Here is a 23,616-nt window from a genome sequence, read left to right on the forward strand (position 1 = left end):
TCCGCGCGGAAATCGTAAAAGTATTTCCACCGCTATTTCTGATCGGAACCTGGCCAGTCGGTCCAATCCCTACCAGTCCACCTTGAACCCGACATTGCCGCCATAGGTCTGCATGCGCTCGCCGAACTTGCCGTCGAAGGCGGCGAACATCGAGGTCTTGTTGCTCCAGTTCACCTTCAGGCCGGCATTGACGGCGACGGCGTCTTCAGCGGCAGCGGCGCCTTCGATCACGAACGGATAGCCGGGCGCCGCCTGGAAGCTCGGCTTGACCGAGCGGTCGGGCTGGAATTCGTGCACCCAGGCTGCGCGACCCCAGGCTTGCAGCGAGTTGCCGCTGTCGCCGAGGTTGATTGTGGTGTCGAGCTGCAGGCCGAGCGACACCGGCAGCGAGGTGATGATGCGTTTGTCGAAGTTTAGGCCCAAACCGCCGCCGCCGAGCGACGTTTCATCGAAAGAGTCCATCGACAGGAAAGCGAACTGCAGCCCGGCGAAAGGCGTGATGGCCCCCTCGCCAACCTGCTGGCGCCAGCCGGCCTCGATGTTGGTGCCAAAGCCGGCGCTCAGGAAATTGCTGCGCCAGTTTTCAGCCGTAATGCCTGCCACCGGATCAATTGGCGCGTTCGAGCCCGGCACCGCCGCGGCGCGGTGTATGTTGTTGTTGTAGAGGCCGAAGGCAAGCGAGCCGTCGATATAGAACTGGTCCCATTTGCGCGCGACATAAGCGCCGGCCTGGGCGCCGACGATATTGCCCGACGTCTGGCGGTCGTCGACGGCAAATGAACCCGCCGAGCCACCCAGCGCGAAGCCCATCAGCATGTCGGGATCGCCGGCGGACTCCATGCCCGCTGCGAGGCTGCCGCCCCTGTAGGCGGTGCCGGCACTGCCCACGGCTGTGTCGCCGCCGATCTCGCCGCCATTGCCGCCGGCGGTCGCCCAATAGCTCCAGCGCCGCTGGTCGGGCTGCATCGCCTTGAACGGATCTTTCTTGGGTTTCGTCGGCTCGTCATACCCCTGTGGCGTGACTGTGTGATCCGTCGGGTCGGTGCCGAGGCCGGTGCGCCAGAAATCGGCCTGGCGGCCCATCGAGGCAAAGAAGCTGTCATAAGCGCCGAATTGCGGTTGCTCGAACCCGGAAACCCCCTCGCCCGAGATCGAATCGTAGACGGCGCCGAGCTGCTCGACCGTCGGGATGTAGAACAGCGCCTCGGCGATCTTCTTGAAATTCGGCGAACTCTGGTCGCGCTGGATGGCGTTGACAACGTTCGCAACCGGGAGCTGGTTCCCGGTCAGACCTGTCGGGGCGAAGGTGATGTCGACGCCGAGATAGACATCGTTAGGGTCTTGATATTGCAGCTGATATTGGGCGACCGCGCTTGCCACCGAACTGAGTTCCAGTCCGGTGTGCGAGACTCCGCCATCGGCATGCAGGATGTGGAACGTTTGGCTCCCCGGCTTCGCCGCGGTCGCGTCCATGATGTTGAGATCGACAGCGCCAGCAAGGACTGCCGTGCCCGTGACGTTGATGAGGTCGGCTTCCGGGTCGAGGTCGACGTCAAGCTTGTAAGCGCCGGTCGAGGACTGGTTCCAATTGCCGACGAGGTTTGTCGTCATCACATTGTTGTCGCCGCCCGGCGAGAAATAGCCGCTATCGGCAAAGAGATAACCCAAGCCCAGCTTGGCGTCGGCGCCTGCATTGAAGATAGCGCCGGCCATGCTGGTGAAGCTGTTGACGCCGCCGCCGAGATCGAAGGAGCCGGTGACCGTGCCGTAATTGGTGACGGTCTCCTTGCCGGCGCCGGAAAGGATCGCCCAGCCGCCAGCCGTGCCGCTCGCAGTGGTGATCGTGCCCTTGTTGCCGATGGTGTTGTTGTTGCCGTCAAGCACCCAGACGCCGACGCCGATATGATTTGCGTCGCTGGCGCCACCCTTCACCAGGCCCGTCGTGCTGGTGAGGTTGATGGCAACGTCGCCATTGCCCTCCACAGCCTTGCTCTGCGCGACGATGGCGCTGGTGCCGGCCGCATGGGTGACGACCGAGCCCGCAAGATCGACGGTGACGTTGCCGGCCTTGCCGAGATAGTTCTGCGTCGCATCTTTCTTGCCGCCATTGCTCTGCGCGAAGATGCCGATGGAGCCGCTGCCATAGGTATCGACGGTACCGGCATAGTTGACATGGACGATGCCTGAGTCGCCGGCGTCACCATTGCTGCCGACGGCCCAGTTGGTGATCGTCCCTAGCACCGGTATTTCGTTGCCGAGCGTGCCGAGGATGCCGCCGCCGCCGCCGATCGACTGGGCGAAGATGCCGGCCGAAGACGAGCCATGGGTGATGATCGCGCCGTTGCCCTCGACAGTGACGTTCTTGCCCGAGCCGCCATTGCCGCCGCCCTGGCCGAAGGCCAGGCCGATGCCGAGATTGAGCGCCGGGATCGGCCCCATCGCCTGCTCGAGCACGCGGTCGACATTGCCCGCCACGCCGCCGCCGCCGCCAACCGACTGCGCGAAGATGCCGTTGGAGGCGGCGCCGAAGGTCTCGATCTTGCCATTGCCGTTGTTGATGACATGGACGATGCCGCCGTCGCCGCCGCTGGTCCCTTTGCCGCCGACGCCGACAGTGCCGGTGGCGCCGATATTGGCCTTGCCGCCGACGCCGCCGCCACCGCCGATCGACTGGGCGAAGATGCCGTTGGAATTGCTGCCCTTCGTGGTGATGTTGCCAGTGTTGGTGACCTCGACGAGGCCGCCAATGCCGGTGCTGCCGCCATTGCCGCCGACGGCGACACCGAGATCGCTGTACATCTTGGTCTTGCCGAACAGCACGTTTGCGATCAGCGCTGCCGGGACCGGGATCAGCTCACCGGTGCCGAGCAGGCCGTTGCCGCCGGCGCCGCCGCCGCCGCCCACCGACTGGGCGTAGATGCCATCCGCCAGCGAACCATTGGTGATGATCGAGCCGTCGTTGGTAACGACGACATGGCCGCCATTGCCGGCGCCGCCGCCATTGCCGCCGACGGCGACCGACATCTTCACGTTCACCTGGGCGTCCGGCGGCGCGTCGCCCTTGCCGACCAGCACGTTGATCGAGTTGGCGCGGCCGCCAATACCGCCGCCGCCGCCGATCGACTGGGCGAAGATGCCATAGGAGCTGTTGCCGGTGACGATGGCCTCACCACCAAGCGGCAGCGGCGCATTCGGATCGATGGTGGGGATAAGACCGGTCTGGATGTTGCCGTGATTGTGGACGGTGACGTCGCTGCCGTCGCCCGCCGCTCCGCCCTTGCCACCGATTGCAACCGAGACGTTGACGCTCTGCGCGCTCGAACTGGTCGCATTTGCCCAGCTGGCGACGCCCGTGATGGCATTGCCGCCGTCGCCGCCGCCGCCGCCCGCGCTCTGCGCGAAGACGCCTGCGGCGTTGTCGGCAAAGGTCTGGATTGCGGCCCAGTTGTTGACCGTGGCGGCACCGCCGTTGCCGGCAGCGCCACCGCTGCCGCCAACAGTCACGCCGATGTTCATGTTCAGCGCTTCGCTGTTGTTGATGCCGACATTGACGCCGACGGCAAAGCCGCCATCGCCGCCGCCGCCGCCAATGCTCTGCGCCCGCACGCCCGTCGCGCCAAGACCGTAGATGGTGATCTTGGAACCGGCGATGACGTTGCCGAGGCTGTCCTTGCCCGCGTCGACGATGACGGCGCCGCCCGTCCCGCCCTTGCCGCCTGTGCCACCGACCGCGACGGTCACCGTGCCGCCGGGACCGATCGCGATGGACCCCGCCGCGGCGTAGCCGCCGGCACCACCGCCGCCGCCAACGCTCTGCGCCCAGATGCCATGGGCGTCCGCGCCATGGGTGATGATGTTACCGCCATTGGTGACGTGGACGGTGTCGGCATAGCTGCCATCGCCGCCACCACCGCCGACAGCGACCGAAATCGCGACCGTCGGGATTTCCGCGGGATCGGGCGAAGCCGTCGCCGAGAAAGCGACCGCCGACCCGCCATTGCCGCCGCCACCGCCGACCGATTGCGCGAAGATGCCGAAAGACTTGATGCCCCAGGTGGTGATGTCGCCCTGATTGTCCACAGTGACGGTCGAGCCGGTGCTGCCGCCGGCGCCCGCGCCACCGATCGCCGCCGAGAGCGCGCCGACACCGATCGTGCCGGCGATGGCAAAGCCGCCATTGCCGCCGCCACCGCCGATCGACTGTGCGTTGATGCCGATCGAGCCGTCCGAATGGGTGATGATGGTCGCGTGGTTGTTGACGGTCACCGCCTGCGACTTGCCGCCAATGCCCGCCCCGCCGCCAAGGCTGACGCCGAGCGAAATCGCGCCGACCGCGCCGGTGCCGGCGAAGCCGCCATTGCCGCCGCCACCGCCAATGCTCTGGGCGAGGATACCGTGCGACTGCAGGCCCCAAGTCTCGATCTTGCCCTGGGTGTTGACGGTCACCGTCTGGGAATCGCCCGCGGTGCCGCCCTTGCCGCCCATGCTGAAGCTGAGATTGACCGCGCCGCCACCGCTGACCGAAACCGCGCCGCCGCCATCACCGCCGCCACCGCCGATGCTCTGAGCGAAGATGCCGGTGGCGCCGATACCGTGGGTGGTGATGTCACCCTTGTAGTTGACGAGCACGTCGTCGCCGACATTGCCGGCGCCGCCATTGCCGCCCAGCGCGATGCTGAGATTGGCCGGACTGTTGACGCCGACCGCAACCGACACCGCAAGGCCACCTTTGCCGCCGCCGCCGCCGATCGACTGGGCGAGGATGCCATAGCCCTTGTTGCCGAAGGTCTCGATGTCGGAAGCGATGAGTCCGCTGAGGTCACCGGCCGTCGCAACATGGTTGACCTCGACCTCACCGGCCGCGCCGCCCTTGCCGCCATCGCCACCGATGGAGATCGCGACCCCGGTTCCGACCGTATAGGAGCCGCCGCCATTGCCGCCGCCGCCGCCGATCGACTGGGCGAGGATGCCGATCGAATTCGTGCCTGTTACGGTCAACTTTCCCGAAGAGTTGACGGTGACCTTGGCCGCATCGCCGCCGCCGCCGCCATTGCCGCCGATGGTGAAGAGCCCGACGCTGGAGCCGCCATCGCCGCCACCGCCGCCGATCGACTCCGCCTGGATCGCGGTGCCCGTCGTGGTGATCGTGCCGGTATTGTTGACCGTGACGGTGTCGCCATTGCTGGTGACGCTGCCCTTGCCGCCGATCGCGACGAGGCCGCCGCTGTCGCCGCCATTGCCGCCGCCACCACCGATCGACTGGGCGAAGATGCCCCGCGCCCGCTCGCCGATGGTGATCAGCGTGCCGTTATTGGTGACTGAGACCGTGCCGCCCTTGCCGCCCGAGGCGCCCTCGCCACCGATCGCGACCAGGCCGCCACCGCTGGAGCCATTGCCGCCGCCGCCGCCGATTGACTGCGCGACGATCGCATCCGCGCCGGTGTCGTTCGCGTCGGGATTGATGCCGCCATAAGTGATGATGGTGGCGGCATTGGTGACGATGACGTTGCCGGCCGCACCGCCGGCGCTGCCCGAGCCGCCGATGGCAACGAGCCCGCCGACGTCGCCCGCCGCGCCGCCGCCGCCGCCGATCGACTGAGCGAGGATGCCGTAGGCGCCGATGCCATGGGTGGTGATGTTGCCGCCGGCATTGTTGTTGACCGTAACCGTGGTCCCGGTCCCACCGCCGCCGCCAAGCTTGCCGCCGAGCGCGACGATGCCCCCGGCATCGCCCGCATTGCCGCCGCTGCCGCCGACTGACTGCGCCCAGATGCCGTGCGATTCCTTGCCGCTGGTCTCGATGGCGCCGCTATTGATGACCGTCACCAGCCCGCCATTGCCGCCCCCCGTCGCCGATCCCGGGACGCCGACAACGCCAAAACTGTCGCCGGCCGAACCGCCGCCGCCGCCGATCGATTGGGCAAGTATGCCCATGGCCTTGGCGCCGGTCGTTGTGATGGCGCCGCTATTGGTGACCGAAACGGTGCCGCCGGTTGTCGCCGGACCGCCGCCGCCGCCCGAGCCGAAGATATAGCTGTCGCCGCCCATGCCGCCCTGGCCGCCCTTGCTGAGCGCAAAGATGCCGTGCGAGCCGGCGCCATCGGTGGTGATGGTGACCGAGGTGATCAGCGTGACAGTGCCGCCGGCACCGGCGCCGCCGCCGTCATAGGGGCCGATGCCGCCATAGGAATTGCCGCCGCTGCCGCCATTGCCGCCGATGGAGACGACGGTGATGCCGGGCTTGTTGGGCTCCGCCGCGCTCGAGTGGTAGGGGCCGTCGGTCCCGGCGACCAGCGTGTGGCTGACGGTCGGGCCGGTTCCGCCGGGATCGCCATTGGAGCCTGGATAGCCGATGTCGACGGAGCCAAGTAGGCCGAGATCGATATGGACGCCATAGCCACTGCTGCCGCCGGCGCCGTTCGTGCCGGTCTTCCGATCGATGAAGACGCTGCCATTTCCGGTGGTCGAAGTGCCGCTGCCGGGGCCTGACCCGCCCGTGCCGCTATTATCGAAGATATCGGGCTTGTAGGCGTCGATGACCGTCTGTGGATGATTGCTGTCGGTCTGGTTTTCGACTTTGATGTCGACGATCAGATTGGTGTCAGGGTCCAGCGTGTAGCTGATGACCTTGTAGGTGATGCCCCCGGAGACATAGGTGCTGCCAACTGCGGCCGGCGCGTCGACCAGGATCGCATTGTAGTGGACGACCGAACCGACGGTGACCGCGGTGAGCGCCCAACCCGAACCGAGGTCCTTGACCACCGTTTCCAGTGCGTTGGTGTCGGGGTTGTGTATCTGGCTGCCCACGACGACGGCGGCCAGCGCCGGATTCGGGGCAAACAACAGGAACGACGCTGCGACGGCCGCGACCGCACCCGGACCGAAATGATCGGCGCGCACTGCGCGTGCACGGCCGAACTTCGACCCCTTGGCCGACCTGATCTTCGCCATTATCGCCGCCCCCCGGGTCATCCGCGTTCGACCCGTCCCCATCACCGACTCTGGGTGACCCATAGTCAAGTTTCTGTCAATGGCACCGCTGAAGTGGACTCGACGAGGATTGTAGCGTGAAGAAATCCGGCGAGTGCCCGATTGTACTACGACACTACTGGGGTACTTTTGCCAAAAAGTGACATTTTGCCGATATTACCGGCACCAACGAAGGAAATGCCCTGTCTCGCCCCGCATTCCCCGCGGGTGGAGGCGCGCTCGCTTGCCTCGACCAGGAGGGCTGCCCACGGTTTTCTTATCAAGACTTTTTCTGGGTGTATCTTGCTTCTCACGCGAAGGTGAACCGCCGCCAATTCATCGAAATTCCCCAAGCGACTGGCTAGTCCTTGTCCGCATCAGCCTTGGCGGTGTTGTGGAACAGTCGGATGATGACGAACTCGGCCGGACGAAGCGGAGCGACGCCGATCTCGCAGATGAGTCGGCCGTTGAGAATGTCGTCTTGCGTCATCGTCGAACGGTCGCAGATGATGGTGAAGGCCTCTTCTTCGGCCAGCCCCTTGAGCTTGCCTGCCCGCCATTGTGTTCGTAGGAACTGGCGGATCGTATCCCTCACCCGCTCCCAGAGCGCTTCATCGTTCGGCTCAAACACAACCCATTGCGTATCCGCGTAGATCGACCGCTCAAGAAAGGTGAGCAAGGGTTTGATGTTGACGTATTTCCTGGGCTGCATCGCACAAGATCCTGCTCGATGGTGGCTCAGTCTGAATTCCTGTTGAGATAGGTATAGATGCCCGCGCCTATGGCGACGGCTCCGACGGTGATCAAAATGGAGGGAGCGCCCATCAAAGTGGCGACAACCGCCCAGACGATGGCAATGGCGATGGCGCCGGCCGTTCCCAAAACCGTTCTAAGCCATTTGGGCATTGTCAGTTCTCCGGCCGGTGGCGATGTCGCTACGCCAAGCGTCGCCAGATCCGGCGCGCTGTCACAGTATATGAGGTGACATGCAATCGAACAGGCCGCAGCCTTGAATTGATGCGCTCAAACAAAGCTGCGCCGGCGCCCGCCAGGGCGCGGCGTCGAAATCACAAAAAATAACCCTATCGCCTCAGCGCGTATACGCCGTCCATGTTTCCGCCGCCCATCGGCAGTGCCATGTCGTCGTCAAGCAGACGGGTTATGCGGGCAAAGCCCGTAAAAGCCTTCCTTGCTTCTTCGGCAGACATCCGGCCCGAAAGGGCAGCCGAGCAGCAATTCAGCGCGCATTGGTAGACTGGTCCGCGACGCCCGGCTGGCCATTTCTGCAGGAACACCATCGCTTCGGCAACGCTATCGACTTCTTCCACTGGATGTCCGTGCCCGCGTAAAATCCGCACCGGCGAAAAGAAATGCAAGCGATCCATAATTTCCTCCCGGTCGATCGCCTCCGCTCGATCGAACCCCATTAAACTCCCGGATGGGCATTTGGTTCCAGAAAAAAGAGCCGACCGCTAAAAAATGTTGGGGGCAAAGTAGGTGGCATTCGAATCGCCGGCAAAGCCAATGAGATTAGGTGACCAACGTTTGGCCTGTCTTGATAAGCGCGATTTGCATTGAATATCTTTAAGGCCAAAGCCGGCAAATGGATTGCTTGCCGGTTCCCCTGCGTCAGGCCTAACCTGCGCGGCCAACGCATGGTGGTGCGTTTGGCAAAAAGGGGAGGACTTCACAGTGACCATACAAGGCGCATCGCCTGACCTGTACAATGAGGATCTCGCGCCGGCGACGGTTCGAAACTGGGGACCGTTTTCAATCTTCAACGTCTGGACGTCGGACGTCCACAGCCTGTGGGGCTACTATCTCGCCGCCAGCCTGTTCCTGTTCTGCGGCGGCTTCGTCAACTTCATCATCGCCATCGGCATCGGTTCGCTGATCATCTATGCGCTGATGAACATGGTCGGCTATGCCGGCGTGAAGACCGGCGTGCCCTACCCCGTGCTTGCCCGCGCCTCCTTCGGCATCTGGGGCGCCAACATTCCGGCGCTGGTGCGCGCCATCGTCGCCTGCTTCTGGTACGGCGCGCAGACGGCCGCGGCATCCGGCGCGATCGTGGCGCTTTTGATCCGCTCGCAATGGTTCGCCGACTTCAACGCGAGCACGCATTTCCTCGGCCATACCGGCCTGGAGGTGATCTGCTTCGTGGTCATCTGGGCGCTGCAACTGCTGATCATCCAGAACGGCATGGAAACGGTACGCCGCTTCCAGGACTGGGCCGGCCCGGCGGTGTGGGTGATGATGCTGATCCTGGCGATCTATCTCTGCGTCAAGTCAGGGAGATTTGCCTTCACCAGCGACATCCCGATGGATGTGCTGCTCGACAAGACCAAGGATGCGGGTGTGCCCGGCACGCCGGGGTCGTGGACATCGCTGTTTGCGGTAGCGGCGATCTGGGTGACCTATTTCTCGGCGCTTTATCTCAATTTCTGTGATTTCGCCCGCTATGCGCCTGATAAGGCGGCGCTGCGCAAGGGCAACATCTGGGGCCTGCCGATCAACCTGATCCTGTTCTCGCTGGTCGCCGGCGTCACCACCATTGCCGCCTTCGACGTCTACGGCGAAGTGCTGCTGCACCCCGACCAGATCTCGGCGAAATTCGACAGCTGGTTCCTGGCGGCGCTGGCGGCGCTGACCTTCGCCGTGGCAACGCTCGGCATCAACGTGGTGGCGAACTTCGTCTCGCCGGCCTTCGACTTCTCCAACGTCTTTCCCAGGCAGATCGACTTCAAGAAGGGCGGCTATATCGCGGCCGTGATCGCGCTGGTGCTCTATCCCTTCGCGCCCTGGGAAGGCAGCGCGGCCTCCTTCGTCAACGTCATTGGCGCGACGATGGGACCGATCTTCGGGGTGATGATGGTCGACTACTATCTGATCCGGAAGGGCGAGGTCGACGTCGAGGCGCTCTACAGGGAAGACGGCGAATTCCGCTTCCAGGGCGGCTGGCACGTCAATGCCTTCATCGCCGCCGGCATCGGCGCCATCTTCTCCTCGATCCTGCCCAACTTCACCAGCGTGCTGCCATCGTGGTGGGGCGTCTATGGCTGGTTCTTCGGCGTGGCGATCGCCGGTGCCATCTACTACGTGCTGCGCAGCATGGCGCTGGGTGCGGGCGCCAAGACGGCAAAGGCCTGATCGCCGACTACCCTTCTCCCCTTTGTGGGAGAAGGTGGCCTCGCGAAGCGAGGTCGGATGAGGGGTGCTGGACGGATTGCGGCCTTGACGAACTAGGTGCTTGAAAGCGCTTGATTTTTCAACGCCGCGTTTCTTCCAACACCCCTCATCCGTCTCGGCGCTGCGCGCCGATCCACCTTCTCCCACAAGGGGAGAAGGTCAAGGTTTCTGCTCGACCATCTCGGCCAATTTGCGCACCGTGTTCCAGTTGCGCGCGGTGCCGATGCCGAGACGCTTGTGGTTCATTGCCGCGAGCAGGCGCGACGTTGGCCTGTCGCGTGAAAAGACGACCCAGATGTCGCCGCCCACCGAAAGCACCTTCTCGTCTTCGGCGGCGTAGGATTGCAGGGCTGCCACGCCATCCATGGGCGCAGGCTTTCGCATCACCCGCACCGCCACCTGATCCCCGGTTTCGGCCGATTCCTCGGGAAACGGATTGCCGGCCGCGAGCGCCAGCCAGTTCTCGGCGGTGCGCACGATGATGTCGACATGGCGGCCGAAGGTCTTTTCGAAGGCCGTTTCCAACCGCTGTTCCAGCGTGGCGACGTCTGTTGCTCGCGTCTCGAAGACCAGATTGCCGGTTGCCACCAGCGTGCGCGGGTTCTTCAACCCGAGGTCTTCAGCCATCGCCTTGAGATCGACCATGACGAGGCGACGCCCCTGCCCCAGGACAATGCTGTAAAGCAGCGCGACATAGGTCTGCATCGGCGCCAGCGCCTACACCAGCCGCGATTGCTCCACCGCCGCCTCGATGAAGCTGGCAAACAGCGGATGCGGCTCGAGTGGCCGGCTCTTCAACTCCGGATGGTACTGGACGCCGATGAACCAGGGATGGTCAGGGTATTCGACCGTTTCCGGCAGCACGCCGTCGGGCGACATGCCGGCAAACACCAGGCCGCAATCCTCGAGCCGCTCCTTGTAGTCGACATTGACCTCGTAGCGGTGGCGGTGGCGCTCGGAAATCTGCGTGTCGCCGTAGATTTCGGCGATCTTCGAGCCCTTGGTGAGCTCGGCCTGATAGGCGCCGAGCCGCATCGTGCCGCCGAGGTCGCCGGTTTCCCGGCGCTTCTCCAGCATGTTGCCCTTCAGCCATTCGGTCATCAGGCCGACGACCGGTTCCTTGGTCGGGCCGAACTCGGTCGATGAGGCATGCTCGACGCCAGCCAGCGAACGCGCCGCCTCGATGCAGGCCATCTGCATGCCGAAGCAGATGCCGAAATACGGCACTTTTCGCTCACGTGCGAACTTTGCCGCCAGGATCTTGCCTTCCGAGCCACGCTCGCCAAAGCCGCCGGGGACGAGGATGCCATGCACCTTTTCCAGCCACGGCGTCGGGTCTTCCTTCTCGAAAATCTCGCTCTCGATCCAGTCGAGCTTGACCTTGACGCGATTGGCCATGCCGCCATGCGACAGCGCCTCGATCAGCGATTTGTAGGCATCCTTGAGGCCGGTGTATTTGCCGACGACTGCGATGGTGACTTCGCCTTCCGGATTGTGGATGCGGTTGGAGACCTTCTGCCAGGGCTCCATGCGCGGCTTCGGCGCCGGGTCGATGCCGAAGGCGGCCAGCACTTCCGAATCCAGCCCTTCCTTGTGATAGGCCATCGGCACGTCGTAGATGTGCGGCACATCGAGCGCCTGGATGACCGCGCTTTCCCTGACATTGCAGAACAGCGACAGCTTTCTGCGCTCTTCCTTGGGAATGTCGCGATCGGCGCGGACCAGCAGGATGTCGGGTGCGATGCCGATGCCGCGCAATTCCTTGACCGAATGCTGGGTCGGCTTGGTCTTCAATTCGCCGGCGGTCGGGATGTAGGGCATCAGCGTCAGATGCACATAGACGGCGTTGTTGCGCGGCAGGTCGTTGCCGAGCTGACGGATCGCCTCCAGGAACGGCATCGCCTCGATGTCGCCGACGGTGCCGCCGATTTCGCAAAGCACGAAATCATAGTCGTCATTGCCGTTGAGGACGAAATTCTTGATCTCGTCGGTGACGTGCGGGATGACCTGCACTGTGGCGCCGAGATAGTCGCCGCGGCGCTCGCGCTCGATGATGTTCTTGTAGATGCGGCCGGTGGTGATGTTGTCCTGCTGGTTGGCAGAGCGGCCGGTGAAGCGTTCGTAGTGGCCGAGGTCAAGATCGGTCTCGGCGCCGTCATCGGTGACGAAGACTTCGCCATGCTGGTATGGCGACATCGTGCCGGGATCGACATTGAGATAGGGATCGAGCTTTTTGATGCGTGCGCGATAACCTCGCGCCTGCAAGAGAGCCCCAAGGGCCGCTGCAGCGATGCCTTTTCCAAGTGAGGAAACCACGCCGCCTGTGATGAATACATATCGCGCCATGGGAGTCATCGCTTAACGCGGCCGAATTGATTCCGCCAGAGAAAAAACCGCCGCGAAGGCTTTTTCCCAAGAAGGCGCTTTGATCGTGTGCAAGCCAAAACAAAAGGGCCGGCTATGCCGGCCCTTTCGGCAGACTGGATGGAGGCGTCAGATGATGACGACCTTGGTGCCCACTTTCACCCGGCTGTAGAGATCCATGACGTGCTCGTTGATCATGCGGAAGCAGCCATTGGAGGCGCTGGTTCCGATCGACTGCGGCGCAATGGTGCCGTGAATGCGCAGATGGGTGTCTTTCTTGCCGTCGTAAAGGTAGATGGCGCGGGCGCCGAGCGGATTTTGACCGCCGCCGGGCATGCCGTCCTTGTACTGGCCGTAGTGCTTCGGCTCGCGCTTCTGCATGTCGAGCGTCGGGATCCAGCGCGGCCATTCCTGCTTGTCGCCGACGGCAACCGTGCCCTTGAACTGCAGGCCTTCGCGGCCGACGGCGATGGCGTAGCGGCGTGCAGTGAAGGCCGATTCGACGAGGTAGAGGCGGCGGGCGCTGGTGTCGATGACGATGGTGCCGGCGCTATAACCGGTGAATTCGACTTCCTGAGGCACGAACTCAGGCTTCACCTTGAACTGCTTCTTGGCGTCACGCTTGGCGAGAGCCTGGTCGAGAGCACGAGTCTCGGGCAGCAAAGACATCGAGGAAGAGGACGTGCCGCCGAACAGGCCGGCGAAAAGCCCGCCGGTCTGCGGCTTCTGCCCGATCGGCTCGCTGCGCAATTCGCCATTGTTGCCGGTCAGCGCGACATTCATCGCCTCGGCTGGGATCGGGTCGGCCGACTGGATCGGCTCGATCGGGTCAACCGGCTCGACGATCTTGGTCTTCTTCGTGGCCGGCTTTGCGTCAGCCACCTGCGTTGCGGACTGACCTTTCTTGGCCAGGAAGGCCTGGCGTTCGGCGTCGGCTTTGGCTTTGGCAGCATCGCGCATTGCCAGCTTGCGGGCCTCGAGCGCCTTGACGCGGGCGGCTTCCTTGTCGGCGACGATCTTGGCTTCAAGCTTGCTGATCTGAGCAAGGTCGTCCGACGTCGGATTTTTCTTCTTCTTGAGAAGCTTCAGCTGCGCCGCATCGCTCTTGGCGGCGACGTTGACAATGTCGGTTGTTACTGCGGCCTTGTGGGCCGAATTGCCCGTTGGCATGGCCGCATAGGCGGGTGCGCTCAGGCCGAGCACGGCACAAAGGCCGGCGAAAATGAAGCTGCGAAGCTGCATGGCGAAGATCCGATCGTTCAATGCTTGTTGCCCACGGCGTCGCCCGGCGTCCCCCAAGGACGCCGAAAGTGCCGCGCGCAATCTATAATCGAACTGAAGGAGCGCCCTCAAGCGTGGCGCACGGTCGAATGCCGGTGATCGTGCGGCATTTGCCGCGACTGTGTTCAAACAACCACAGATCGCGGCACAAGACGCTTGCCGACTACTGGTTCGGGACCTGCGGCGTGACCGGCAAGGTGACGCCATTCGCCGTCGGAGGTGTCGCCGAATCGGTGGCGGGCGGCGTAGCGGGAGCCGTCGCGGGTGCTGCCGCCGGAGGCGTCGCCGCTGCATCATTGCCCGATGGCGGCGTGGGCGCCTTGTTGCCGGAGGGCGGCGCCGGCGGTGTGGTGCCGGGCAGCTGGTTGAGCACGCCGCCCGAAGTGCCGGGGACGCGATCGAGGATGTCGATCGGCTTTTCGCCATAGCGGGCGACGATGGACAAGGTCAGCGACGTCACGAAGAAAGCCGCCGCCAGGATCGCCGTTGCCCGCGTCAGCGCGTTGGCCGCGCCGCGAGCGGTCATGAAGCCGGAGCCGCCGCCAATGCCGAGGCCGCCGCCTTCGGAGCGCTGCAGCAGCACCACGCCGACAAGAGCGAGGACGACCATGAGGTGAACGACGATCAGTACGGTTTCCATAAATTATCCTGGCAAGGCCTTGCGCGGCCGCGATTACGGCCGGTGATTTGGAGGCGGCTCAATACAATGCTTTGATGGCATTTCCAAGCCCGTGGCCGGAATATGGGAAGCAATGCGCCCTTTGCAACGATTTCGGCCCCGGCGCAGGCCTGCCCAACCGCCCGAACGGGCTCAAGACTACCCAATATTTAGATAGGCTTCGGCGATGCCAAGAAAGTCCGCCGCTTTCAGGCTGGCGCCGCCAACCAGTGCGCCGTCGACATTCTTCACGCCAAGCAGTTCGACCGCATTGGACGGCTTGACCGAGCCGCCATAAAGGATGCGCATCTTGGCTGCCGCGGCCGTGCCGAGCAATTCCGTCAGTTTTTCGCGAATATGCGCGTGCGCTTCGGCGACGTCGTCGGCGGTCGGCGTCAACCCGGTGCCGATCGCCCACACCGGCTCATAGGCGATGACGGTGTTGGCCGCCGTGGCATTCGGCGGCACCGAACCGGCGACCTGGCGCGACAGCACGTCGAGCGTGGCGCCCACTTCACGCTCCTGCCTGGTCTCGCCAATGCAGACGATGGCTATGAGGCCGGCCCGCCATGCAGCGGACGCCTTGGCCTGGACCGTCGCGTCGTCTTCGTTGCTTTGCTCACGGCACTCGGAATGGCCGACGATGACGTGGCTGGCGCCGGCGTCCTTTAGCATCTCGGCCGAAATGCAGCCAGTGTAGGCGCCGCTTTCCTTGGCGTGGCAATCCTCGCCGCCGGCCCTGACCGGGGTGCGCGAGAGAATTTCCGCGGCGTGCGCCAGCAAGGTCGCGGGCACGCAGACCAGCGCTTCGGTCTCGGCGTCGAGCCCGCTCATGAAGCCGTTGCCGATCATCCTGAGTTCGTTGAGCGAGGCGCTGGTGCCGTTCATTTTCCAGTTGCCGGCAACGAGCGGGCGAATTCCAGGCGTCATGGGGTTGTTTCTCCGGGCGACATTGGGCTCTATCAAGCTGTCGCCCTCACTACCAAAATCAAGCCACAAAGCAATCGACAGTGGGCCGGAAGGGCGCTATTGCGCTTGTTTCAGACTCGGCGCACGCGAAAATGCGCAAAAATCGGAAGTAACCATGCTTGGTATTTTGAGAAACGCGGCGGGCACCTGGGTCGCGAAAGCACTGCTGTCCCTGCTGGTGTTGAGCTTTCTGGCCTGGGGCGCCACCACCAAGATGGTGGGTGGTGTGCTGGCAGGCCATCATTCGGTCATCACCGCCGGCGGCACGACCGTTTCGATCACTGAATATCGGCTGGCCTACGATCGCCAGATCAGCGTGATGTCGCAGCAGTTCGGCCAGCGCATTTCGCGCGAGCAGGCAACCGCGCTCGGCATCGACAACCAGGTGCTGGCGCAGCTCGTGTCGGGCGCCGTCCTCGACGAACAGGCGCGCACGCTCGGGCTCGGCCTGTCCAAGGACCGGCTGGCCGAACTCACCCGCGAAGATCCGGCCTTCAAGGGTCCCAGCGGTCAGTTCGACCGCAAGACATTCGAATATATGCTGCAACAGGTCGGCATGCGGCCGGAAGACTATCTTAGGAATCGCGCCCAGGTGGCGGTGCGCCAACAGATCGTCGAGGCGGTCTCGGATGGCCTCAAGGCTCCGGACACTTTCTTCAAGGCGGTCGCGCTCTACCGCGGCGAGGACCGCACCGTCGATTACCTCTCCTTGCCGAAAAAACTGGTCGAGCCGATCGAGGCACCCGCCGACAGCGCGCTCCTGACCTATTTCGATGCCAACAAGAAAACCTATGCGGCGCCCGAATACCGCAAATTCTCCTATGTCCGGCTCGAGCCGCAAGACATCATGGATGTCAGCGCGGTGACCGACCAACAGGTCAGTGACGACTACAACAAGAACAAGGGCCGCTACACGACGCCGGAGCTGCGCACCATCGAACAGCTGGTGTTCAAGACGCCGGATGCGGCGAAGGCAGCGCTTGATTCGCTGAAGACCGGCGCCACTTTCGACAAGATCGTCACCGCCGAGGGCAAGACGCCAGCCGATACGCTGCTTGGCACGCTGGCCAGGGACAAGATCGCCGACAAGGCGGTGGCCGATGCCGCCTTCGCGCTCGCCGTCAACGAAGTCAGCCCGGTCGTGCAGGGCGCCTTTGGTCCGGTGCTGCTGCGCGTCACCGAGATCAAGCCCGAAGTGGTGAAGCCGCTGGCCGAGGTGTCCGACGAGATCCGCAAGGATCTGGCGCTGGGCGAGGCAAGCCGCATCCTGCTAGACGTGCACGACAATTATGAAGACACCCGCGCCTCCGGCAGCACGCTGGCCGAGACGGCCGCCAAGCTGAAGCTGAAGGACGTAACCATCGAGGCGATCGATCGCACCGGCCAATCGCCGGACGGGACGATCATCAAGGACCTGCCGGTGTCGCCGGACCTGATCAAGGCGGTGTTCGCTGCCGAACCCAAGACCGAGAATGAGGCGCTGACCACGACCGACAATGGCTTCGTCTTCTACGAGGTCGAGTCGATCACGCCGGCACGCGACCGCACGCTGGATGAAGTTCGCCAGAAGGTGGTGGCCGACTGGACGGCAGCGGAAACGGCCAAGCGGCTGATTGCAAAGGCCGACGAGCTCGAAAAGCGTCTCAAGGCCGGCACCACGCTCGACGTGATCGCCGGTGAGCTCAAGCTCGAGAAGCAGACCAAGCGTGGCGTCAAGCGCGAGGCCGACGACGTCGATTTCGGCAAAGAAGGGGCGGCCGCGATGTTCGGCGTCGGCGAAGGCGGGACCGGACTGATCCCCTCGCCCACCGGCGACGGACAGATCCTGTTCAAGGTCGCGGAAGTGTTCGAGCCCGCCGGAGCCGATGCCAGCTCGGTGCCGGCCGATGCGCAGAAATCCTTCACCTCCGGCATGTCCGACGATCTGCTCGACCAGTTGGTAGCGCAGCTGCAGACGCAGTACGACGTTCGCATCGATCAGGCCGCCGTTGCCCAAGCCCTGAACAGATGAGCGCGCTGAAGACCCACATCGCCAAGGTCGCCACCGGGGCCGCGCTCTCCTTCGAGGAAGCGCGTGAAGCCTTCGACATCATCATGTCGGGCGACGCGACCCCCGGCCAGATCGGCGGCTTCCTGATGGCGCTGCGCGTGCGCGGCGAGACGGTGAGCGAGATTTCCGGCGCCGTCGCCACCATGCGCGCCAAGATGCTGCGCGTCGTCGCCCCCGAAGGCGCCATCGACATCGTCGGCACTGGCGGCGACAATTCGCACTCGGTGAACATCTCGACGGCATCCGCCTTCGTCATCGCCGGCGCAGGCGTGCCGGTCGCCAAGCACGGCAATCGCGGGCTGTCGTCGCTGACCGGGGCCGCCGACGTGCTGATCGCGCTCGGCGTCAAGATAGACATCCCGCCGGAAACCATCGGCCGCTGCATCCATGACGCTGGCGTCGGCTTCATGTTCGCGCCGGCACATCACCCGGCGATGAAGCATGTCGGCCCGACCCGCGTCGAGCTCGGCACCCGCACCATCTTCAACCTGCTCGGACCGCTCTCCAACCCGGCCAGCGTCAGCAGGCAGATGGTCGGCGTGTTCCTGCCGGAATGGATCATGCCGGTGGCCGAAACATTGAAGGCACTGGGCACCGACCACGCCTGGGTCGTCCATGGCGACGGCTATGACGAAATCACCACCACCGGCGAGACGCAGGTAGCTGAACTCGTCGGCGGCGAGATCCGCCACTTCACGCTGACCCCTGAAGCGGTCGGGCTGAAGCGCCATACCAAGGACGAGTTGCGCGGCGGCGACGCCGCCTACAACGCCAAGGCGATGCGCGATATGCTGGGCGGTGCCGCCGGTGCCTACCGCGACACGGTGCTGATGAATGCCGGCGCCGGACTGGTGGTGGCGGGCAGGGCAACGACGCTGTCCGACGGCATGGCGGCAGCTGCGCAAGCCATCGACAGCGGCCGGGCGCTGCAAGTGCTCGACAGGCTGGTCGAAACTTCGAACGGATAGTGCGATGGCCGACATCCTGCGCAAGATCGAAGCCTACAAGCGCGACGAGATCGCGGCGGCCAAGCAGCGGGTGCCGCTTGCCGAGATCAAGGCACGGGCAAAGGATGCCGACGCGCCGCGCGGCTTTCTCGCAGCGCTCGAGGCCAAGCACAGATCGGGCGGCTTCGCCCTGATTGCCGAAATCAAGAAGGCAAGCCCGTCCAAGGGCCTGATCCGTGCCGACTTCGACCCACCGGCACTGGCGCGAGCCTATGAGAAAGGCGGCGCCGCCTGTCTTTCGGTGCTGACCGATGCCCCGTCCTTCCAGGGCGCGCCGGAATTTCTCACCAATGCCCGCCAGGCGGTGTCCCTGCCCGCGCTGCGCAAGGACTTTTTGTTCGATCCCTATCAGGTGTTCGAAGCCCGCGCCTGGGGAGCGGACGCCATCTTGATCATCATGGCCAGTGTCGATGATGCCTTGGCGAGCGAACTGGAAGCGACGGCATTCGAACTCGGCATGGATGCGCTGGTCGAAGTGCATGACGAGACCGAGACGGAGCGCGCGCTAAACCTGTCGTCGCAGCTGATCGGCATCAACAACCGCAATCTGAGAACGTTCGAAACCAGCCTTGAAACCTCGGAACGGTTGGCACCGATGGTGCCCGGAGGCCACCTGCTGGTCAGCGAGAGCGGCATTTTCACCCATGACGATTGCCTCAGGATGCAAAAGACCGGCATCAGCACCTTCCTCGTCGGCGAAAGCCTGATGCGGCAACAGGACGTGGCGGCCGCAACACGCCTGTTGTTGACGGGCAAGGCGCCCGCCGAGGCCATCTGACGATGATAGCCGCCCTCACCCATCTTGGCGCGCAGGGCGAAGCCAATATGGTCGATGTCGGCGACAAGGCGGAGACGACGCGTACGGCGATCGCCGAAGGCTTTGTTTCGATGCAGCCCGAAACGCTGACGATGATCCTGGCGGGAAACGCCAAGAAGGGCGATGTGCTCGGCACAGCGCGCATCGCCGGCATCATGGCGGCGAAGAAGGCGCATGAGCTGATCCCGCTTTGCCATCCGCTGCTGTTGACCAAGGTCTCCGTCGATATCGAGCCCGATGCAGCGCTGCCCGGCCTCAGGGTCACGGCACTCGCCCGCGTCACCGGCAAGACCGGTGTCGAGATGGAAGCGCTGACTGCCGCCTCGGTCGCGTGCCTGACCATTTACGACATGGCCAAGGCGGTCGACCGCGCCATGGTGATCTCCGGCATCAGGCTGGTTGAAAAGACCGGCGGCAAGTCCGGCGACTACAAGGCGGGTCAATAATGGCACTGGTTCCGGTTGCAGAGGCGCTGGAGCGCCTGCTGGAAGGTGCTCAGCCCTCAGGCAGTGAAAGCGTCGCGCTGCTGGACGCCGCCGACCGGGTGCTGGCGGAGCCGGTCGTCGCACTGCGCACCCAGCCCCCCTTCAACGCTTCCGCCATGGATGGCTATGCCGCGCGGGCTGTGGATGTCGGTTCCGTCCCGGCGCGGCTTTCGGTGATCGGCGTGGCGCCGGCCGGACGCGGCTTTGACGGCATTGTCGGGCCGAAGCAAGCAGTGCGCATCTTCACCGGCGCGCCGTTGCCTGAAGGCGCCGACACCATCGTCATCCAGGAAAATGTCCGGGATCTCGGTGACGGCAGCATCGAGGTGACCGAGCCGACGGCGGCGGAGCGCAACATCCGCCGGCTCGGCCTCGATTTTTCCAAGGGCGACATACTGCTGGAAAAAGGCCGCCTGCTCGATCCCGCGGCGCTCTCGCTGGCGGCATCGGCCAACCATCCACGCGTCAGCGTGGTCAAGCGGCCGCTGGTTGCCATCATCGCCACCGGCGACGAACTCTTGCCGCCAGGCAGCGAACTCGGCCCCGACCAGATCATCTCGTCCAACGCCTACGGTGTCGCCGCCGCCGCCCAGTCGGTTGGCGCCCGCGCGCTCGATCTCGGCATTGCGGCTGACCGTAAGGAAGCCATCGCGGCGCTGGTGAAAAAGGCGGTCGCGGCCGGCGCGGACGTCATCGTCACGCTGGGCGGCGCCTCGGTCGGCGACCACGACCTAGTCCATGACGTGCTGACCGGCGAAGGCATGTCGCTGGATTTCTGGAAGATCGCCATGCGACCGGGCAAGCCGCTGATGTCAGGGCGGCTGGGCGATATCAGGTGCATCGGCCTGCCCGGCAATCCGGTGGCGAGCCTGGTCTGCTCGCAGCTGTTCCTGAAGCCGCTTTTGGCTCGGCTCGGCGGCCGCAGCCACCGGCAGGACATACGCGAGGCAAAGCTTGGCGCCGCGATGCCGGCCAACGATCTCCGGCAGGACTATGTGCGGGCCGTCATCAGGGAAGACGCCGGTGCGCTGGTGGCGACGCCGTTCGGCATCCAGGATTCCTCGATGCTGCGAATGCTGGCCGACGCCAACGGGCTGATCGTGCGAGAACCGTTCGCCCCTGCCGCGGCTGTGGGTGCTGCCTGCAGCGTGCTGATGCTACGCTGAACTTTCTCTACTCGGCGATCAGGGTCCTGGTCAGCGGATGGCCCGGGTCGGCCAAACCGTCGATGACGTTGAAATGGTGCCGGTCGGGTTCAACCACCGAGCTGGTCGTGGCGCCGAGGCCTGTCCAGATGTTGGCCAGCAGCGCGCTCTGGCGCAGGAACTCGGCGCGCTCGCCACCGCCGACCCAGCAGGTCAGGCGGGCCTTGTCCATCGGCAGCAAGAGCGCCGGGCTTTCCGTCAGCGCCTCGTGCTCATCGATCGCCAGCGTCTCGTTCAAGCCGGCGCGCATGATCGGCCGCAGATCGTGCACACCCGAGATCGACACGACATGGCGGATGCGCCCGGCCACTTCGGGCGCCAGAGGCGTCGTTGCCGTCACCATCCGGCTGGCCAGATGTCCGCCGGCGGAATGCCCGGTCAACATCAGTGGCCCCTCGACCATCGCCGCCGCCTTGCCGATAGCCGCGCCGACTTCCCTGACGATGCCGGCGATGCGTATGCTCGGACAGAGCGTGTAGGACGGCATCGCCACCGCATAGCCGTGGACGATCGGCCCAGCGGCGAGGTGCGACCAGGTCCTCTTGTCGGACTCCATCCAGTAGCCGCCATGGATGAACACAACGAGCCCCTTGGCCTTGGCGGCCGGCAGGAAAAGATCGAGCCGGTTGCGGGGGTAATCGCCATAGACAATGTCGAGCTGTGCCCTGCCCTTGGCCGACAGAGCATCGCGAAAAGCCTGGGCTGGCTCATCCCACGCCGTCGGCCATCGATCGCTGCCGGCGATGTTGACGCCGTTGGCATAGGCGTTGTCCCAGTCGGCAATGTGATGTTCGAGCACCCGGCGCCTCCCGCTGGCGATGTGGCTTTTGCAGCGTAGCAATGAGCATGGCGGGCGGTGCCGTCAATGCTTCGAGGTGAAAACCTTTAGGCTTGAAACAATTTTCGCCAGATGCGATGTTGTCACCTGTCCAGGCAACGCATGCCATGGTCACAAAGCAGGTAGGGACAGAGCCGCGAAATGCTTGGACCGACAGGCCATACCGACACCTTCACGCGCGACAATCTTCCGCCGCAGGACCAATGGCCTGACTTCCTGCTCGACGGCTTTGCCTATCCCGATTTCCTCAATGCCGGGGTCGAACTGACCGACAGGCTGGTCGAAAAAGGCTTTGGCGACCATACGGCGCTGATCGGCAATGGCCGCCGCCGCACCTACAAGGAACTGTCCGACTGGACGAACCGGCTGGCGCATGCGCTGGTCGAGAATTTCGGCGTCAGATCTGGCAACCGGGTGTTGATCCGCTCGGCCAACAATCCGGCCATGGTCGCCTGCTGGCTGGCCGCCACCAAGGCGGGTGCGGTCGTCGTCAACACCATGCCGATGCTGCGCGCCGGCGAACTGGCCAAGATCGTCGACAAGGCGGAAATCACGCTGGCGCTGTGCGATGTCAGGCTGATGGACGAGATGGCGGCTTGCGCCAACGACAGCCAGTTCCTCAAACAGGTCGTGGGCTTCGACGGCACCGCCAATCATGACGCCGAACTCGATCGCGCGGCGCTCGACAAGCCGGTCGTTTTTTCGGCGGTGAAAACCGGCCGCGACGACGTCGCCCTGCTCGGCTTCACTTCCGGCACCACCGGCGTGCCGAAGGCGACGATGCATTTTCACCGCGACCTGCTGATCATCGCCGACGCCTATGCGCGCGAAATTCTGGAGGTGACGCCGGACGACATCTTTGTCGGCTCACCACCGCTCGCCTTCACCTTCGGTCTCGGTGGTCTTGCCATCTTCCCACTGCGCTTCGGTGCCGCGGCGACCTTGCTGGAACAGGCGACGCCGCCCAACATGGTCAACATCATCGAGACCTACAGGGCGACCATCTCGTTCACCGCGCCGACCGCCTATCGGGCGATGCTGAAGGCGATGGACGAAGGCGCCGACCTGTCATCGCTGCGCGTTGCCGTTTCGGCCGGCGAAACATTGCCGGCGCCGGTCTTCGAGGAATGGACGAAAAAGACTGGCAAGCCGATCCTCGACGGCATCGGCGCCACCGAAATGCTGCACATTTTTATCTCCAACCGTTTTGATGACATGAAGCCGGCGTCGACCGGCAAACCGGTGGGCGGCTACGAAGCGCGCATCGTCGACGACCAGATGCGCGAGGTGCCGCGCGGCACGACGGGCAGGCTCGCGGTGCGCGGCCCAACAGGCTGCCGCTACATGGCCGATGTCAGGCAGAAGGAGTATGTCCGCGACGGCTGGAACCTCACCGGCGACACTTTTCTGCAGGACGAAGACGGCTTCTTCCACTTTGCCGCCCGCTCTGACGACATGATCGTCAGCGCCGGCTACAACATTGCCGGGCCGGAGGTCGAGGCGGCGCTGCTTTCGCATGCCGACGTCGCCGAATGCGCGGTGATCGGCGCCGAGGACAGCGAACGCGGCCAGATCGTCGAAGCCCATATCGTGCTGGTGCAAGGCGTCGCGGCAAACCAGGAAACCGTCAAACGCCTGCAGGACCACGTCAAGGCGACAATCGCTCCCTACAAATACCCGCGGTCGGTCAAGTTCGTCGACGCGCTGCCCAAGACGCAGACCGGCAAGATCCAGCGTTTTCGGCTGCGCGCGCCGAAAACCGTTTGACGAGACCGGCGCTTCCG

Annotated in this window: 17 protein-coding genes; 7 read left to right on the forward strand and 10 right to left on the reverse strand. The window is 64.3% G+C overall.

The annotated features are described in order from the left end of the window. Positions 1-69: 69 nt before the first annotated feature. From AC1DXU_RS13860 to AC1DXU_RS13875, 4 genes are all read right to left on the reverse strand, one after another. On the reverse strand, positions 70-6,951 hold the full coding sequence (locus tag AC1DXU_RS13860; RefSeq protein ID WP_477369252.1) for a hypothetical protein: 6,882 nt from the start codon (positions 6,949-6,951) through the stop codon (positions 70-72). 379 nt (positions 6,952-7,330) lie between these two features. Further along, the gene (locus AC1DXU_RS13865) at positions 7,331-7,681 is read right to left on the reverse strand and encodes a phage tail sheath C-terminal domain-containing protein (RefSeq protein ID WP_477369254.1); all 351 of its coding nucleotides are present in this window, start codon (positions 7,679-7,681) and stop codon (positions 7,331-7,333) included. 26 nt (positions 7,682-7,707) lie between these two features. Then, positions 7,708-7,875 (reverse strand): hypothetical protein, encoded by a 168-nt coding sequence (locus tag AC1DXU_RS13870; protein ID WP_477369256.1) that lies wholly within the window; start codon positions 7,873-7,875, stop codon positions 7,708-7,710. 176 nt (positions 7,876-8,051) lie between these two features. Further along, entirely contained in the window at positions 8,052-8,354 is a 303-nt protein-coding gene (locus tag AC1DXU_RS13875; RefSeq protein ID WP_477315135.1) for a DUF982 domain-containing protein, read from the reverse strand. A gap of 307 nt (positions 8,355-8,661) precedes the next feature. Here AC1DXU_RS13875 and AC1DXU_RS13880 point away from each other — a divergent pair, with 307 nt between their 5' ends. After that, the gene (locus AC1DXU_RS13880) at positions 8,662-10,119 is read left to right on the forward strand and encodes an NCS1 family nucleobase:cation symporter-1 (RefSeq protein WP_477369258.1); all 1,458 of its coding nucleotides are present in this window, start codon (positions 8,662-8,664) and stop codon (positions 10,117-10,119) included. 198 nt (positions 10,120-10,317) lie between these two features. Here AC1DXU_RS13880 and AC1DXU_RS13885 read toward each other — a convergent pair whose 3' ends face one another. The 5 genes from AC1DXU_RS13885 to tpiA form a co-directional block, all read right to left on the reverse strand. Continuing rightward, complete coding sequence (locus tag AC1DXU_RS13885) at positions 10,318-10,863, reverse strand: DUF1697 domain-containing protein (protein ID WP_477369260.1); 546 nt, start codon at positions 10,861-10,863, stop codon at positions 10,318-10,320. A 12-nt stretch (positions 10,864-10,875) separates the two neighbouring features. Next, positions 10,876-12,513 carry a CTP synthase gene (locus tag AC1DXU_RS13890; RefSeq protein WP_477314960.1) on the reverse strand — a complete coding sequence of 546 codons (1,638 nt, stop codon included), beginning with the start codon at positions 12,511-12,513 and terminating at the stop codon, positions 10,876-10,878. Between the two features lie 138 nt (positions 12,514-12,651). Further along, on the reverse strand, positions 12,652-13,764 hold the full coding sequence (locus AC1DXU_RS13895; RefSeq protein ID WP_477369262.1) for a L,D-transpeptidase: 1,113 nt from the start codon (positions 13,762-13,764) through the stop codon (positions 12,652-12,654). 202 nt (positions 13,765-13,966) lie between these two features. Continuing rightward, entirely contained in the window at positions 13,967-14,443 is a 477-nt protein-coding gene (gene secG / locus AC1DXU_RS13900; protein ID WP_477369264.1) for a preprotein translocase subunit SecG, read from the reverse strand. A 177-nt stretch (positions 14,444-14,620) separates the two neighbouring features. Beyond that, complete coding sequence (gene tpiA / locus AC1DXU_RS13905) at positions 14,621-15,391, reverse strand: triose-phosphate isomerase (RefSeq protein WP_477369266.1); 771 nt, start codon at positions 15,389-15,391, stop codon at positions 14,621-14,623. Between the two features lie 154 nt (positions 15,392-15,545). Between tpiA and AC1DXU_RS13910 the strand changes: the two genes are divergently transcribed. From AC1DXU_RS13910 to AC1DXU_RS13930, 5 genes are read left to right on the forward strand one after another with little or no spacing between them, the layout of a single operon-like run. Continuing rightward, a complete protein-coding gene (locus AC1DXU_RS13910; protein WP_477369268.1) occupies positions 15,546-17,441 on the forward strand; it encodes a peptidyl-prolyl cis-trans isomerase in 1,896 nt (631 codons plus the stop codon). After that, a complete protein-coding gene (gene trpD, locus AC1DXU_RS13915) occupies positions 17,438-18,448 on the forward strand; it encodes an anthranilate phosphoribosyltransferase (RefSeq protein ID WP_477369270.1) in 1,011 nt (336 codons plus the stop codon). Before AC1DXU_RS13910 ends, trpD begins: the two co-directional genes overlap by 4 nt. Before the next feature lie 4 nt (positions 18,449-18,452). After that, on the forward strand, positions 18,453-19,265 hold the full coding sequence (gene trpC / locus AC1DXU_RS13920) for an indole-3-glycerol phosphate synthase TrpC (RefSeq protein WP_477369272.1): 813 nt from the start codon (positions 18,453-18,455) through the stop codon (positions 19,263-19,265). Between the two features lie 2 nt (positions 19,266-19,267). Beyond that, positions 19,268-19,750, forward strand: coding sequence for a cyclic pyranopterin monophosphate synthase MoaC (gene moaC, locus AC1DXU_RS13925; RefSeq protein ID WP_477369274.1), 483 nt, complete (start codon positions 19,268-19,270; stop codon positions 19,748-19,750). After that, on the forward strand, positions 19,750-20,955 hold the full coding sequence (locus AC1DXU_RS13930) for a molybdopterin molybdotransferase MoeA (protein ID WP_477369276.1): 1,206 nt from the start codon (positions 19,750-19,752) through the stop codon (positions 20,953-20,955). Before moaC ends, AC1DXU_RS13930 begins: the two co-directional genes overlap by 1 nt. 7 nt (positions 20,956-20,962) lie before the next feature. On the opposite strand, the gene AC1DXU_RS13935 is transcribed toward AC1DXU_RS13930, so the two are convergent. After that, positions 20,963-21,793, reverse strand: a complete 831-nt coding sequence (locus AC1DXU_RS13935) for an alpha/beta hydrolase (protein WP_477369278.1) — start codon at positions 21,791-21,793, stop codon at positions 20,963-20,965. A gap of 180 nt (positions 21,794-21,973) precedes the next feature. On the opposite strand from AC1DXU_RS13935, the gene AC1DXU_RS13940 reads away from it, so the two are divergent. Beyond that, positions 21,974-23,599: an AMP-binding protein gene (locus AC1DXU_RS13940; protein WP_477369280.1), complete on the forward strand. Its 1,626-nt coding sequence runs from the start codon at positions 21,974-21,976 to the stop codon at positions 23,597-23,599. The last annotated feature ends 17 nt before the right edge of the window (positions 23,600-23,616 follow it).

This window comes from Mesorhizobium sp. P3_A10, from assembly GCF_056403175.1.

Excerpts from the sequence above, each read along its gene's own strand:
- AC1DXU_RS13885 (WP_477369260.1), bottom strand. The coding sequence starts at position 10,863 with ATGCAGACCTATGTCGCGCTGCTTTACAGCATTGTCCTGGGGCAGGGG.
- AC1DXU_RS13870 (WP_477369256.1), bottom strand. The coding sequence starts at position 7,875 with ATGCCCAAATGGCTTAGAACGGTTTTGGGAACGGCCGGCGCCATCGCC.
- AC1DXU_RS13875 (WP_477315135.1), bottom strand. The coding sequence starts at position 8,354 with ATGGATCGCTTGCATTTCTTTTCGCCGGTGCGGATTTTACGCGGGCAC.
- trpD (WP_477369270.1), top strand. The coding sequence starts at position 17,438 with ATGAGCGCGCTGAAGACCCACATCGCCAAGGTCGCCACCGGGGCCGCG.
- secG (WP_477369264.1), bottom strand. The coding sequence starts at position 14,443 with ATGGAAACCGTACTGATCGTCGTTCACCTCATGGTCGTCCTCGCTCTT.
- tpiA (WP_477369266.1), bottom strand. The coding sequence starts at position 15,391 with ATGACGCCTGGAATTCGCCCGCTCGTTGCCGGCAACTGGAAAATGAAC.
- AC1DXU_RS13930 (WP_477369276.1), top strand. The coding sequence starts at position 19,750 with ATGGCACTGGTTCCGGTTGCAGAGGCGCTGGAGCGCCTGCTGGAAGGT.
- AC1DXU_RS13910 (WP_477369268.1), top strand. The coding sequence starts at position 15,546 with ATGCTTGGTATTTTGAGAAACGCGGCGGGCACCTGGGTCGCGAAAGCA.
- AC1DXU_RS13895 (WP_477369262.1), bottom strand. The coding sequence starts at position 13,764 with ATGCAGCTTCGCAGCTTCATTTTCGCCGGCCTTTGTGCCGTGCTCGGC.
- trpC (WP_477369272.1), top strand. The coding sequence starts at position 18,453 with ATGGCCGACATCCTGCGCAAGATCGAAGCCTACAAGCGCGACGAGATC.
- AC1DXU_RS13865 (WP_477369254.1), bottom strand. The coding sequence starts at position 7,681 with ATGCAGCCCAGGAAATACGTCAACATCAAACCCTTGCTCACCTTTCTT.
- moaC (WP_477369274.1), top strand. The coding sequence starts at position 19,268 with ATGATAGCCGCCCTCACCCATCTTGGCGCGCAGGGCGAAGCCAATATG.
- AC1DXU_RS13860 (WP_477369252.1), bottom strand. The coding sequence starts at position 6,951 with ATGGCGAAGATCAGGTCGGCCAAGGGGTCGAAGTTCGGCCGTGCACGC.
- AC1DXU_RS13940 (WP_477369280.1), top strand. The coding sequence starts at position 21,974 with ATGCTTGGACCGACAGGCCATACCGACACCTTCACGCGCGACAATCTT.
- AC1DXU_RS13890 (WP_477314960.1), bottom strand. The coding sequence starts at position 12,513 with ATGACTCCCATGGCGCGATATGTATTCATCACAGGCGGCGTGGTTTCC.